This window comes from Duganella callida, assembly GCF_004614165.1.
Lineage (GTDB): Bacteria > Pseudomonadota > Gammaproteobacteria > Burkholderiales > Burkholderiaceae_D > Rugamonas > Rugamonas callida.
Window position 1 is genome coordinate 26,116 of sequence record NZ_SPVG01000200.1, and the last position, 13,327, is coordinate 39,442.

13 protein-coding genes are annotated in these 13,327 nt (G+C 65.5%); 5 read left to right on the forward strand and 8 right to left on the reverse strand.

The genetic code is table 11. The annotated features are described in order from the left end of the window. Positions 1-3 precede the first annotated feature (3 nt). Positions 4-1,044 (forward strand): tRNA (adenosine(37)-N6)-threonylcarbamoyltransferase complex transferase subunit TsaD, encoded by a 1,041-nt coding sequence (tsaD, locus tag E4L98_RS20195; protein ID WP_135203349.1) that lies wholly within the window; start codon positions 4-6, stop codon positions 1,042-1,044. Here tsaD and E4L98_RS30125 read toward each other — a convergent pair. Together E4L98_RS30125 and E4L98_RS20200 are read right to left on the reverse strand one after the other, a co-directional pair. Further along, complete coding sequence (locus E4L98_RS30125; RefSeq protein WP_167761394.1) at positions 1,041-1,217, reverse strand: hypothetical protein; 177 nt, start codon at positions 1,215-1,217, stop codon at positions 1,041-1,043. The two genes, tsaD and E4L98_RS30125, sit on opposite strands and share 4 nt — an antisense overlap. A 168-nt stretch (positions 1,218-1,385) precedes the next feature. Continuing rightward, complete coding sequence (locus E4L98_RS20200; protein ID WP_135203338.1) at positions 1,386-2,321, reverse strand: LysR family transcriptional regulator; 936 nt, start codon at positions 2,319-2,321, stop codon at positions 1,386-1,388. A 109-nt stretch (positions 2,322-2,430) separates the two neighbouring features. On the opposite strand from E4L98_RS20200, the gene E4L98_RS20205 reads away from it, so the two are divergent. Continuing rightward, complete coding sequence (locus E4L98_RS20205) at positions 2,431-3,279, forward strand: oxidoreductase (protein ID WP_135203339.1); 849 nt, start codon at positions 2,431-2,433, stop codon at positions 3,277-3,279. On the opposite strand, the gene E4L98_RS20210 is transcribed toward E4L98_RS20205, so the two are convergent. From E4L98_RS20210 to ybaK, 6 genes are all read right to left on the reverse strand, one after another. Next, a complete protein-coding gene (locus tag E4L98_RS20210; RefSeq protein ID WP_135203340.1) occupies positions 3,276-4,511 on the reverse strand; it encodes a metal-dependent hydrolase in 1,236 nt (411 codons plus the stop codon). The genes E4L98_RS20205 and E4L98_RS20210 overlap by 4 nt on opposite strands. Beyond that, positions 4,512-4,802, reverse strand: a complete 291-nt coding sequence (locus tag E4L98_RS20215; protein WP_135203341.1) for a DUF427 domain-containing protein — start codon at positions 4,800-4,802, stop codon at positions 4,512-4,514. It lies immediately after the preceding gene. A 16-nt stretch (positions 4,803-4,818) separates the two neighbouring features. Next, positions 4,819-5,868 (reverse strand): sensor domain-containing diguanylate cyclase, encoded by a 1,050-nt coding sequence (locus E4L98_RS20220; protein ID WP_135203342.1) that lies wholly within the window; start codon positions 5,866-5,868, stop codon positions 4,819-4,821. A 96-nt stretch (positions 5,869-5,964) separates the two neighbouring features. Then, positions 5,965-6,615, reverse strand: a complete 651-nt coding sequence (locus E4L98_RS20225; protein WP_135203350.1) for a DsbA family oxidoreductase — start codon at positions 6,613-6,615, stop codon at positions 5,965-5,967. Further along, positions 6,615-7,223 carry a glycerol-3-phosphate 1-O-acyltransferase PlsY gene (gene plsY, locus E4L98_RS20230; RefSeq protein WP_135203343.1) on the reverse strand — a complete coding sequence of 203 codons (609 nt, stop codon included), beginning with the start codon at positions 7,221-7,223 and terminating at the stop codon, positions 6,615-6,617. Before plsY ends, E4L98_RS20225 begins: the two co-directional genes overlap by 1 nt. A 53-nt stretch (positions 7,224-7,276) precedes the next feature. Further along, positions 7,277-7,768, reverse strand: coding sequence for a Cys-tRNA(Pro) deacylase (gene ybaK, locus E4L98_RS20235; protein WP_135203344.1), 492 nt, complete (start codon positions 7,766-7,768; stop codon positions 7,277-7,279). Between the two features lie 24 nt (positions 7,769-7,792). On the opposite strand from ybaK, the gene E4L98_RS20240 reads away from it, so the two are divergent. From E4L98_RS20240 to E4L98_RS20250, 3 genes are all read left to right on the forward strand, one after another. Then, positions 7,793-8,770, forward strand: coding sequence for an endonuclease/exonuclease/phosphatase family protein (locus tag E4L98_RS20240; RefSeq protein WP_135203345.1), 978 nt, complete (start codon positions 7,793-7,795; stop codon positions 8,768-8,770). A gap of 152 nt (positions 8,771-8,922) precedes the next feature. Then, on the forward strand, positions 8,923-10,131 hold the full coding sequence (locus E4L98_RS20245; RefSeq protein ID WP_229257490.1) for an efflux RND transporter periplasmic adaptor subunit: 1,209 nt from the start codon (positions 8,923-8,925) through the stop codon (positions 10,129-10,131). Between the two features lie 2 nt (positions 10,132-10,133). Beyond that, the gene (locus tag E4L98_RS20250; protein ID WP_135203347.1) at positions 10,134-13,241 is read left to right on the forward strand and encodes an efflux RND transporter permease subunit; all 3,108 of its coding nucleotides are present in this window, start codon (positions 10,134-10,136) and stop codon (positions 13,239-13,241) included. Positions 13,242-13,327 lie beyond the last annotated feature (86 nt).

The window sequence follows — 13,327 nt, forward strand, 5'->3', positions numbered from 1 at the left end:
CCCATGATCGTACTTGGTGTTGAATCCTCCTGTGACGAAACCGGCCTGGCGCTGTACGACACGGAGCACGGCCTGTTGTCCCACGCCCTGCACTCGCAGGTGGCGATGCACGAGGAATACGGCGGCGTCGTGCCCGAACTGGCGTCGCGCGACCATATCCGCCGCGCCATCCCGCTGCTGACCCAGACGCTGGAGCGGGCCGGCAAGACAGCGCAGGACATCGACGCCATCGCCTACACGCAAGGCCCCGGCCTGGCCGGCGCGCTGCTGGTCGGTTCCTCGGTGGCCTGCAGCCTGGGCCTGGCGCTGGACAAGCCGGTGCTGGGCGTGCATCACCTGGAAGGCCACCTGCTGTCGCCGCTGCTGGCGTCCGAGCCGCCGGAATTCCCGTTCATCGCGCTGCTGGTCTCGGGCGGCCACACCCAGCTGATGCGGGTGGACGGCGTCGGCCAGTACACGCTGCTGGGCGAGACGCTGGACGACGCGGCCGGCGAAGCGTTCGACAAGTCGGCCAAGCTGCTGGGCCTCGGCTATCCGGGCGGGCCGGCGATTTCACGCCTGGCCGAGTTCGGCGATCCGGACGCCTACCAGCTGCCGCGCCCGATGAAGCACAGCAAGGATTTCAATTTCAGCTTCTCCGGCCTGAAGACGGCGGTGCTGACGGTGGTCAGGAACCACGAGGAAAAAGTGGTGGCCAATATCTGCGAGCAGGACAAGGCCAACATCGCGCGCGGCTTCGTCGACGCCATCGTCGACGTGCTGACCACCAAGTGCGTGCTGGCGCTCAAGCATACCGGCCTGAAGCGGCTGGTGATCGCCGGCGGCGTCGGCGCGAACGCGCAGCTGCGCGCCTCGCTGAACGCGGCGGCGGCCAAAAAGAAATTCAAGGTCTACTACCCTGAGCTGGAATTCTGCACCGATAATGGCGCCATGATCGCCTTCGCCGGCGCCATGCGGCTGATGATCAACCCGGACGCGGCGAAGAAGGATTACGGATTCAATGTGCGGCCGCGCTGGCCGCTGGACGAGCTCAAGGTCGTTTAAGACGAGAACGCCATCCCGGCCAGCACGGCCAGGCCGATCAGCGGAATCAGGTACTTGGCCTTGCCGCCGAAATGCACGCCCTGCGCGGCGATGCGTTCGCTGCGCAGCCGATGTTCATCGGCCGGCGATTCGTGTAGTACGGATTGATTGTCTTTTTCAGTTGCGGTTTCCATAACGGCCTCCAATGTCTATCGATATTCTTCCTTTCTGGAGGGCAGTGCAATTGTTGTGCCAACCAAATAGGCAGAAATACGCCTATACAGCTTGATTCTAGGCGCTTCTGTGGCGAACATGCCACACGATACAACGCCGCAGGCACCAATTCCGTGCACACACGCACGCTATCTGGCTTTGGCCACATTGACAACGCGGCGCTGGGCGGCCAGCCGCGCCGGCACCCGCTCCGACACAAAGTCGATGAAATGCCGCACCCGCAGCGGCATCTGCGTGCGCTGCGGGTAGTACATGAACACGCCGTTATTGCTGGTCACGGTCTGGGGCAGCAGCGGCACCAGCGCACCGCCGGCCAGCTCCTGCTCGACCATGAACACCGGCACCTGGCCGATCCCCATGCCGCTCAGCACCGCCGCCACCTCGCCCTCCACCGTATTGAAGCTGGCCACGGCCGGCACATCCTGATACACGGTCGCACCGTCCACGTGCAGCTCCCAGGGCAGCATGCGGCCCGTGTTGGGCTGGCGGAAACCGGTGCAGCGGTGCTGCGCCAGGTCGGCCACCGTGCGCGGCGCGCCGTGACGCTCCAGATAAGCCGGCGTGGCGCATGGCACCAGCAGCATGTCACCGAGCTTGCGCGCCACCAGATTGCGCTCGGGCGGACTGCCGGCGCGGAAACCGACATCGATCTTGCTTTCCACCAGATCGGTGAAATGGTCGTCCAGCACCAGATCGAAATGCGCGCCCGGATAGCGTTGCTGGAACTCCTGCAGCAGCGGCACGATGATGGCGTTGCCGATCGAGGTCGGCGCGGCCAGGCGGATCACCCCATCCACATCGAGCCGGCTGTTGCGGATCTGCTCCAGCGCATCGTCGAGCAGGCGCAGGCCGGGATTGGCCAGCTCGAACAGGCGCGTGCCCTCGTCGGTGAGACTGAGGCTGCGCGTGGTGCGGTGAAACAGCCGCACGCCCAGATGCTGCTCCAGCTGCCGCACCGCCTTGCTGACCGCCTGCGGCGTCAGGCCGGCATCCACCGCCGCCTGGCTGAAACTGCCGGCACGGACCACGCCGATAAACAAACTGATGACCCTGGCTTTATCCATATCTACAACCAAAAGGTGAAAATCAAACAGCTTTCCTATGGCTAGTGTAGCAGGTAAGCGGCGCCTAAACTTGCCTCATCAACCCACCTACACACGAAAGGAAACAATCATGACCGGCACTGCACAAAAAGTATGGTTCATCACCGGCGCCTCGCGCGGCTTCGGCAGGCTGACCGCCCAACAAGCCCTGCAACGCGGCGACCTGGTGGTGGCCACCGCGCGCGATCCGCACAGCGTCACCGCCGCGCTGGGCGAGCATGCGAATCTGCTGGCGCTGCGGCTGGACGTGCGCCTGGAAGCCCAGGCCATCAGCGCGGCGCAACAGGCCGTGGCGCGCTTCGGCCGCATCGACGTGCTGGTCAACAACGCCGGCTACGGCCTGCTGGGCGCGGTCGAAGAAGCCAGCGCCGACGAAGTGCGCGCGGTGTACGAAACCAACGTCTTCGGCCTGCTCAACGTCAGCCGCGCGGTGCTGCCGGTGATGCGCCGCCAGGGCAGCGGCCACGTGATGAACATCTCCTCGGTGGGCGGCTACTCCTCGTATGCGGGCTGGGGCGTGTACGGCTCGACCAAATTCGCGGTCGAAGGCCTGAGCGAAGCGATGGCGATGGAACTGGCGCCGCTGGGCATCCAGGTGACCGTGGTCGAGCCGGGCTTCTTCCGCACCGACTTCCTCGACACCACCTCGCTGGTGGCCACCCGCGAGCGCATCGACGCCTACGCCGACACCGTCGGCAAGATGCGCGACTTCGCCGCCGACGCCAACCATGCCCAGCCGGGCGACCCGCTGAAACTGGCCGACGCCCTGCTGCAACTGGCCGACGCCGCGCAAGCGCCGGTGCGCCTGCAACTGGGCTCCGACACCGTGGCGCGCGTGCGCGCCAAAAACGCCGCGGTCGAAAAAGAAATGACCGACTGGCTGGAGCTGGCCCTCTCGACCGACTTCAGCCAGGCTTAAGAGTCGGCTCTGACCCCGAATAGGTCTGCGCGCGGGTACCCCCAGCCCGGCACGTTTTGCGGGCATGCGGTTGATGCGTTGAGCGGCAGTGTGGTGAAGTTGCCGCGCGGGGTGGCGGCGAAGCGGTAGTCGGACAGCGCGCCCGCCGCCAGTTCCGGCATGCGGCCGAAACGCAGCCAGGCGTCGGCCTGACAGTTGCCGGCCTTGAGCGCGCGCAGTTCCGCCAGGCTGGCCTCCACCACGCCTTGCTGCATCACGCCGGTCGACAGCGCCTGCAACGGTGCCTGCTCGACCAACCCGGCGGGACATTGCGCCGGCGCCAGCCACTGCGGCGCGATGCTGGCGACGCCGCGCCGCAAGCGGTAGCTGCCGGCCGCTTCATTGATCTCGATGCTGTCGTAGGTCCAGCACAAGGGCTGCGACGGGAACGCCGTCATCGCCACGTCCAGCACCCGCGCCGCCGGATCGGCGTGCCGCAAGGCCGCCATGATCTGCGCCCGTCCCGCCTGCGACGCCGCGCCCTGCAGCGCGATGAATGCCAGGCTGATGCCCAGCGCCAGCAGCAGGCCGCCGCGTCCGAGCGGGCCGGCGCGCCACTGCGCCACGCCGCAAGCCAGCGCGATCAGCAGCAGCGCGGCAAACGAGATCCACCCCAGATAACCGCGCGCGGCACACACCGCCAGCGCCAGCAACAACATCGCCAGCCCGCCCAGCCGCAGCACGGGCCAGCGCATGATCAGCGCCATCGGCACCGCGATCGCCACCCAGAACAGCGGTTCGATGATGAAGACCATGTCGCCATACAACCAGCGCGCATCCAGCGGATACCAGGGATGCACCCCGTATGAGTTGGTGTAATCCATCAGCAGGTGCAGCGCGAAGCCGACGCCCACGCTGAGCGCCAGTCCCCAGCGCGCCGCACGGCTGAGCGCCAGCAGACGTCGCGCCGCCGGCCACAAAAGCCATAACAGCGCCGCCAGCAACAACGCCTGCGGCACCGCCCACAGCACCGTATGCGTATGGCCGCGATGGTTGAGCAGATACCCCAGCGGGGCGGGCAGACTGCGCGTCAGGAACAGGTCGAGATCGGGAAAATTCGACGCCAGCGCACACGCCACCAGCAACAACCGGTGGCGCGTCTGTTGCAGCGGCGCCGCCGGCTCGGCCGGCAGGCTGCGATGCACCAGCTCGCCAACGCCGAAGCCGATAACGCTGTGGGTGACGTTATCCACTTAGCGCCGGACGTCGACGCCGCGCCAGAACGCGATGTGGTCCTTGATCTGCGCGGCCTTCTCGGACGGTTCCGGATAGTACCAGGCCGCGTTCTCGTTGATCTTGCCGTCGACGTTCAGCGTGTAATAGCTGGCCAGTCCCTTCCACGGGCAGCGCGAGGTGTGGCTGCTCGGCTGCAGATATTCCTGCTTCACGCGCGACGGCGGAAAGTAGACGTTGTTTTCGACGATCTGCACTTCGTCGTCATTCGCCTGCGCGATGACGACGCCGTTCCAGCTTGCGGTGGGCATGGCCAGTCTCCTTGGGTTAAGCGCCGCACTCCACGCGATTGCGGCCGCCGTGCTTGGCGCGGTACAGGGCCGCATCGGCCTGCTGCAGCAGCGCGTCCGCGTCATTGATGTCCATGTGGTCGAACGCGCCCACGCCCAGGCTGGCCGTGATCCGCAGCGGCCGCGCGCCGGCGTAGTGTACCTGCGCTTCGATCTTCTGGCGCAACGCTTCGGCGAACTTGCAGGCGCCGTCCAGCGGCGTGTTGGGCAGGATCACGCACAATTCCTCGCCACCGTAGCGGCCGGGGATGTCGATCACCCGCACATTTTCGCGCAGCAGCCGGCCCAGCTGGATCAGTACCTGGTCGCCCACCGCGTGGCCGTGGTCGTCGTTGACCTTCTTGAAGTGATCGAGGTCGATCATCACCGCCGACAGCGGCGAACGGAAACGGCGCGCGCGCGCCACTTCGAATTTCAGGCGGTGCAGCAGCGAGCGGCGGTTGTGCAGACCGGTCAGCTCGTCGGTAGTGGCCAGCAGTTCCAGTTCGCGCACCGTGGCTTCCAGCGTTTTTTCGTTGGCGCGCAGCTCGATCAGCGCCATCACCTGGCGCCCCAGCTTGACCAGCGTGCCGCGCTGTTCCGGCGTCAGGCCGCCGGTCTTGGTGTCCATCACGCACAGCGCGCCGATGGCATGGCCGTCCGACGACGTCAGCGCCACGCTGCTGTACATGCGCATGTGCGGCGCCTCGAGCGTCAGCGGCATCTGCGCGGTGCGCGCGTCGCGGGTCAGGTCGGGGATTTCGGTGTACGCCTCGCCCTGCACCGCCAGCGAGCAGTAGCTCTGGCCGCGCGGCAGTTCGCCCAACTGCATGCCGGCGCAGGATTTGATCCACACCCGCTCGGCGTCCACCAGCGAGATGAAGGCATACGGCACCCCGCAGATTTTCGCGGCCAGCTCGGTCAGGAAGCTGAAATCTTCGCAGGCGGGCGTGTCGAGGATGTGATAGCGGTGCAGCGCGGCCAGACGGAAGTGGTCGGCCTGCGAGTGGGCGGTAATCAGCGTGTGTACTTTTTCTTCGGCCAGCATGGGCCTCCCTTGTTCATGACAACTGTCTCTAGCCAGGAGAGTTTATCGCAAAACAACGCCGGCGGGAGCGCCCGCCCCCCGCCGGTCCGGGACTTTTTACGCCGGCTTGGCCATGATCTCGCGCAGCGCGCGCTCGAACACCGCCGCCGGCTGGCCGCCGGAAATCAGGTGGCGCTCGTTGATGATCACCGCCGGCACGGAATTGATGCCGTGGCGGTGGAAGAATTCCTCGGCCTCGCGCACTTCCGGGCCGTATTCGCCCGAATGCAGCACCTGCCGCGCGGCTTCCTTGTCCAGGCCCACTTCGCCGGCCAGGTAGACCAGCACCTCGTGCGCGCTCGGGTCCAGGCCCTGGGTGAAATAGGCGTGGAACAGCGCCTGCTTCAGCTCCTTCTGCTTGCCCTGCAGGCCGGCCCAGTGCAGCAGGCGGTGCGCGTCGAAGGTGTTGTAGATGCGGCTGCGCTTGTCCATGGCAAAATTGAAGCCGACCTCGGCGCCGCGCGAACGTATCATCTCGCGCGCCTGCGCCTGCTGCTCCGGCGTGGAGCCGTATTTCTCGCTCAGGTGCTCGGTGATGTCCTGGCCTTCCGGCGGCATGTTGGCGTTCAGCTCGAACGGCTGGAAGTGGATGGTCACGTCGGCCTCGGCGCCGATCTTGTCCAGCGCCTTGTTCAGCGAGCTCAGACCGATGGCGCACCATGGGCACGACACGTCGGAGACAAAATCAATTTTCAGTGGAGTCGCCATCATTTTCCTTTCTTGCTGCCGATGCGGCTTTCCTTGCCTGCGATCAGGTTCGAGATATTTTTGCTGTGGCGGAACAACAGCAGCGCGCTCATGGCAAACACGGCAAACAGCTGCGGCTCGACGCCGAACAATAATCCATAATAGAACGGCGCGAACACGGCCGCCACCAGCGCCGCCAGCGACGAATAGCGGAACGCGAACGCCACCACCAGCCAGGTGACCAAGGTGGCCACGCCCAGCCAGATATCAAGACCCAACAATACACCCGCCGCGGTGGCCACACCCTTGCCGCCGACAAAACGGAAGAACACCGGCCACAGGTGGCCAAGGAACACGGCGATCGCCACCAGTGCGATGGTCGCATCGCCGATGCCCAGCTTGTCCTGGAAGTAAATCGCCAGCCACACCGCCAGCCAGCCCTTGGCGGCGTCGCCGATCAGGGTGGCGATGGCGGCTTTTTTGTTACCACTACGCAACACATTGGTGGCGCCGGGGTTTTTCGAGCCGTAGGTGCGCGGGTCGGCGATGCCGAACAACTTGCTGCAAATCACGGCAAACGAGATCGAGCCGATCAGGTAGGCGGCCACGGTCATCCAGACTGTATTCATTGATTCCTCTGTTTAGTTATCGTTTTCGGGCGGCGACTATACACCGCGGCGGCTTACTCGGCCAGCGCGCAGTGCACCGGCCTGGCGTTCAGCAATGCGGTCAGCACCTGCGGCCTGATGCCCACCAGGTAACCGCGCCTGCCGCCATTGATATAAATCGTTTCCAGCGCAAGGATGCTATCCTCTACGTACACCGGCATGGCTTTCCTGGTGCCGAACGGCGAAGTGCCGCCTATCATGTAGCCGCTGTGGCGCGACGCCACCTCCGGCTTGCATGGTTCGACCGACTTGCAGCCGATGTTGCGCGCCAGATTCTTGGTCGAGACCTTGCAATCGCCGTGCATCAGCACAATGAAAGGTTTGGCGGCTTCGTCCTGCATCACCAGCGTCTTGACCACGTGGTGCTCGTCGACGCCGAGTTCGCGCGAGGACACACTGGTGCCGCCGTGCTCCTCGTAGTGGTAGGGGTGCTCGGTGAACGCCACCTGGTGCTTGCGCAGCATTTGAGTGGCCGGGGTTTCGGAGATATGCTCTTTTTTAGCCATGGTTGAATCGGGGAGTTGTCCATTATGCAGCAGGAAATTCGCTTTGCCACTTTCAATGTTTGCAATCTTTCCCAGCCTGGGGCGAAATTGTACGACAATCTGGCGCCCCTGACCGAGGAGCAATACAAAGCGAAAGTCGCCTGGACCGCGCATCAGCTGGACGAACTGGACGCCGACATCATCGGTCTGCAGGAGATATTCTCGCTGAGCGCGCTGCGCGACGCCATGTCGCAGAGCAAGCGCTACCGCGACGCCATCCTGGCCGGCTTCGAGCCGCCGCCCGACCCGGTCACCGGCGCGGCGCGGCTGACGCCGGAGCTGGCGCTGATCTCGCGCCTGCCGCTGGCGGCGCCGGCGCAGGCCTACATCATGTTCCCGCAGGGCGTGGCCCTGCCCGAGGGCAGCCGCGACGCCGACCGCTTCGCGCGCGCGCCGCTGCACGCGCAGGTGGTGCTGGCGGACGAGCGTATCATCGACGTCATCGTGGTGCACCTGAAATCCAAGCGTCCCGACTACCGCAACGGCGACACCGGCGACGATCCCATGCTGCACGCCCAGGCCAATCTGCGCTCGCTGATACGGCGCGGCACCGAGGCGGTGGCATTGCGCGCCCTGCTCAGCGCCATGGACAAGGAACAGCGCCGCCCGCGCGTGGTGCTCGGCGATTTCAACGACACGGTCGATGCGGTCACCACCAACATCGTCATGGGCGCCGGCGCCAGCTGCCCGCCCGGCGAGGAATTCCGCGGCCAGTTCTTCGACGCGCGCCAGATCCAGTCCGGCCGCCAGTTCCGCGACGGCGGCTACACCATCGCCCACGACGGCCATTACGCCACCATCGACCACGTGCTGGTGTCGGAGGAATTCCATCCGTCCTCGCCGCACGCCCAGGGCGAGGTGGTCAGCGTGGCCTATCTGAACGACCACCTGGCGCAGGAAAAGCCGGAAGCGTCCGACCACGGCCAGGTGCTGGTGCGGCTGCGGATGTTCGACCGGCCATAAATCCTTATCCCCGGTTTTCTGCATTTCAGGCGTGTTTTTACACCGCTTGTCGCATTCCTCTGGCCTGAGCCCTTGCGTCTCCCTAAAGTGGCACCATGCGCAAACCCCACTCAGGCTAGAACAACGATATGAAACTGGAAACCTTGCCCCCGATGTCACAACCCACCGTGAGCCGCCCGCGCTGGCGCGCTGCGGCGGCCATGCTGGTCATCGTCGCCCTCGCCGGCGGCGGCTGGACCGTCTGGCACCACAGACAGGCCGCGGCGCCGCAAACCGCCGCCGCCCCCGCCGCCAAGGAGAAGAAAGACGTCTTCGAACTGTCGACCGGCGACATCGCCGCGGTCCACGCCCGTTCCCTGGCGCTCAGCCTGCCCCTGTCGGGCTCGCTGACGCCCTTGAGTTCCGCCACCATCAAGTCCAAGGTTTCCGGCGTGGTGGAGCAAACCATGCTGCAGGAAGGCCAGACCGTCAGCGCCGGCCAGGTGCTGGCGCGCATCGACCAGGCCGACCAGCGCGCGCGCCTGCAACAGCAGCAGGCCGCGCTCGACGAGGCGCAGGCCAAGCTGGCCCTGGCCACCAAGAACGAGACCAACAGCCAGGCCCTGCTCAAGCAAAAATACATCTCGCAAAACGCCTACGATTCGACCCAGAACACGGTCGATCTGGCGCGCGCCAACGTCAAGTCGGCGTCGGCGATGGTGGAACTGGCGCGCATCGCCCTCAACGACGGCGTGATCCGCGCGCCGATCAGCGGCGTGATCTCCAAGCGCCACGTGCAGGCCGGCGAAAAACTGGCGCTGGACATGCCGGTGTACAGCATCGTCAACCTGTCCAAACTGATCCTGGAAGCGCAGGTGCCGGCCGCCGAAATCCCGCGCGTGAAGGTCGGCCAGGACGTGAAATTCCGCGTCGACGGCTTCGCCGACCGCGACTTCCTCGGCAAGGTGGCGCGCATCAACCCGTCCACCGAAGCCGGCTCGCGCGCGATGCTGGTCTACATCTCGGTGCGCAACGAGGACGCCGCGCTGCGCGCCGGCATGTTCGCCAAGGGCACCGTGGTCACCGACCGCTCGGCCGTGGCACCCATCGTGCCGCTGGCCGCCGTGCGCACCGACAAGGACCAGAAGCAGATCGTCTACAAGGTCGAACAGGGCAAGCTGCTGGCGCAGCCGGTCAAGCTGGGCCTGCGCAACGAGGATGAAGGCTACGCCGAAGTGGTGGAAGGCTTGTCGCAGTGCGCCAACGTGATCGTCTCGCGCCTGGACAGCCTGAAACCCGGCGCCAGCGTCAAGCTGCCGGCCGGCGTCAGCGACGCGCCGCCGTCGGCCCAGGCCAAGGCCGCCGAACCGGCGAAGGGCTGACCATGTGGATCACTAAAGTCAGTATCCGCAATCCGGTATTCGCCACCATGGTGATGGTGGCGCTGATGGTGCTGGGCCTGTTCTCGTACAAGGGCCTGGGGCTGGAAGCCATGCCCAACGTCGACATCCCCGGCGCCGCCATCGAGGTGCAGTATCCGGGCGCCTCGCCGGAGGCGGTGGAGAACGACATCACCCGGCCGATCGAGGAAGCGGTCAACACCGTCAGCGGCATCAAGAACCTGCGCGCCAACTCGTGGGAAGGCCGCGCCGGCGTCTACGTCGAATTCGAGCTGACCACCAATATGGACCGCGCCATGCAGGACATCCGCGACAAGGTGGCGCAGGTGCGGCCGCGCTTCCCGCGCGAGGCCAAGGATCCGTTCATCGTCCGCTTCGAGGGCGAGAACGCGCGCCCGATCGCGCAGATCGGCATCACCGCCACCAACACCTCGGTGCGCGACATGTCCACCCTGGCCGACCAGATCATCGCCAAGCGCTTCCAGGGCGTGGCCGGCGTCGGCCAGGTGCGCGTCAACGGCATGACCGCGCGCCAGATCCTGATCAACCTGCGTCCGAACGACCTGAACGCGCAGGCGGTCGGCGTGGACGAAGTACTCAACGCGATCCAGAACACCAACGCCAACCTGCCGGCCGGCTCGATCAGCTACGGCGCCACCGAGCGCCTGGTGCGGGTGGAAGGCAAGATGAAGGACCCGCGCGACTTCAACAAGATCATCGTCGCGCGCCGCGCCAACGGCCCCGTATACCTGGACCAGGTGGCCACCGTGGTCGACGGCGCGCAGGAAGAACTGTCGATCTCGCGCATCAACGGCCAGCGCGCCGTCACGCTGGACATCATCAAGGTGCAGGACGCCAACGTGGTGGAAGTCGGCAAGCGCATCCAGAAAGTCGCGGCCGACCTGCAAAACACCCTGCCGCCCGACATCAAGGTGCAGGTGCTGAATGACGAATCGCTGAAGGTGCAAAGCCAGCTCGACAACGTCAAGGAGACCATCATCGAAGGCGCGGTGCTGACCATGGTGATCGTGTTCTTCTTCCTGCACTCGTGGCGCTCGACCATCATCACCGGCCTGACGCTGCCGATCGCGGTGATGGCCAGCTTCATCGCCATGAAGGCGTTCGGCTTCACGCTCAACTTCATGACCCTGATGGCGCTGTCGCTGTGTATCGGCCTGCTGATCGACGACGCCATCGTGGTGCGCGAAAACATCGTGCGCCACCTGGGCATGGGCAAGAACCACTTCAAGGCGGCCGAAGACGGCACCAACGAAATCGGCCTGGCGGTGATGGCCACCACCTTCGCCATCGTCGCCGTGTTCGTGCCGGTGGCCTTCATGCAGGGCATCATCGGCCGCTTCTTCCTGCAGTTCGGCGTGACGGTGGCGGTGGCGGTGCTGGTGTCGCTGTTCGTCAGCTTCACGCTGGACCCGATGCTGTCGTCGGTGTGGCCGGACCCGGTCAAGGACCGCTTCAAATACCTGCCGTGGCTGGGCCGCTTCATGCACTGGCTGGAAGGCGGCGTCGAATGGCTGCACAAGGTCTACGGCCATGTGCTGGCGTTCTCGCTGCGCTGGAAAAAACTCACCCTGCTGGCGGCCTTCGCCCTGTTCGGCGGCTCCATCCTGCTGGTGCCGATGATCGGCGGCGAGATGATGCCGGAGCAGGACAACGGCGTGATCAACCTGCTGATGAAAACCCCGGTCGGCTCCAGCCTCGAATACACCGACAACAAGGTGCACCAGGTGGAAGAAGCGCTGAAAGCCTTCCCGGAAATCGCCACCGTGGTGGCGGTGGTCGGCACCTGGGACGGCCGCAACACCGCGCAGCTGGACATGCGCCTGCTGGACCGCAACGTCCACCAGCGCCGCTCGCAGAAAGACCTGGAAGCAGCCGTGCGCGCGCGCCTGAGCAAGATCGCCGGCATCACACTGACGGTGGGCTTCAAGCCGATCTTCATCGCCATCCTCGGCACCGACGAAGCCAAGCTGGATGACGTCGCCCACCGGCTGATGGACAAGATGCGCAAGATCAAGGGCGTGGCCGACCTCGAATACAGCCAGGAAGGCGCCAATCCGTCGACCAACATCAAGATCAACAACGAACTGGCCAGCGACCTCGGTCTGACCACCCAGCAGATCGGCGCCGCGCTGCGGCCGTTCGTGGCGGGCGACACCACCTCGCACTTCCTGGCCGCGGATGGCCAGAACTACGAAGTCAACGTGCAGCTGCCGAAATCGGGGCGGCAGAAAGTGGCCGACCTGGCCGACCTGTCGCTGGCCTCGAGCAAGCTCGGGCCGGATGGCCGGCCGGTGATGGTGCCGCTGCGCCAGGTGGTGGAATTCATCCCCGGCTTCAGCCCACAGGTGCTGAAACGCCAGGCGCTGCAACGCCGCGTGGCCGTGTACGCGGGTGTCGAAGGCCGTCCCGGCGGCGACGTCGACAGCGACGTCAAGAAGGCCATGAAGGAAATCGAGCTGCCGGCCGGCGTGCGTTTCGACGTCGGCGGCAACGCCCAGGACATGGAAGAAAGCATGGGCTCGGCCATGATGGCGCTGGGCATCGCCGTGATCTTCATCTACCTGGTGCTGGCCTCGCAGTTCGGCAGCTTTTTGCAACCGGTGGCGATCATGATGTCGCTGCCGCTGTCGCTGATCGGCGTGCTGGTGGCGCTGCTGGTGACCGGCAGCACCCTGAACATCTTCTCGGTGATCGGCTTCATCATGCTGATGGGCCTGGTGACCAAGAACGCCATCCTGCTGGTCGACTTCACCAACCACGCGCAGAAGCAAGGCATGAGCCAGCACGAGGCGCTGATGAACGCCGGCCAGGTACGGCTGCGTCCGATCATGATGACCACACTGGCGATGGTATTCGGCATGCTGCCGATGGCGATCGGCATGGGCGACGGCGGCGAAACGCAGGCGCCGATGGGGCGTGCCGTGATCGGCGGCGTGCTGACCTCCACCCTGCTGACGCTGGTGGTGGTGCCGGTGGCCTACACCTACCTCGACAGCCTGGGCAAGCGCTGCGCCCGCTGGTTCAAGGGCAAGCACGAGCAAGACCACCTGCAGGAAGTCAAAGCCGCCTGAATCCGGGGGCCGAATCCGGGGTCAGGTCTTCCATTGCGTCACGGGCCCAGCCGTAGCGGCCGCTACGGCTGGGCCCGTGACGCAAT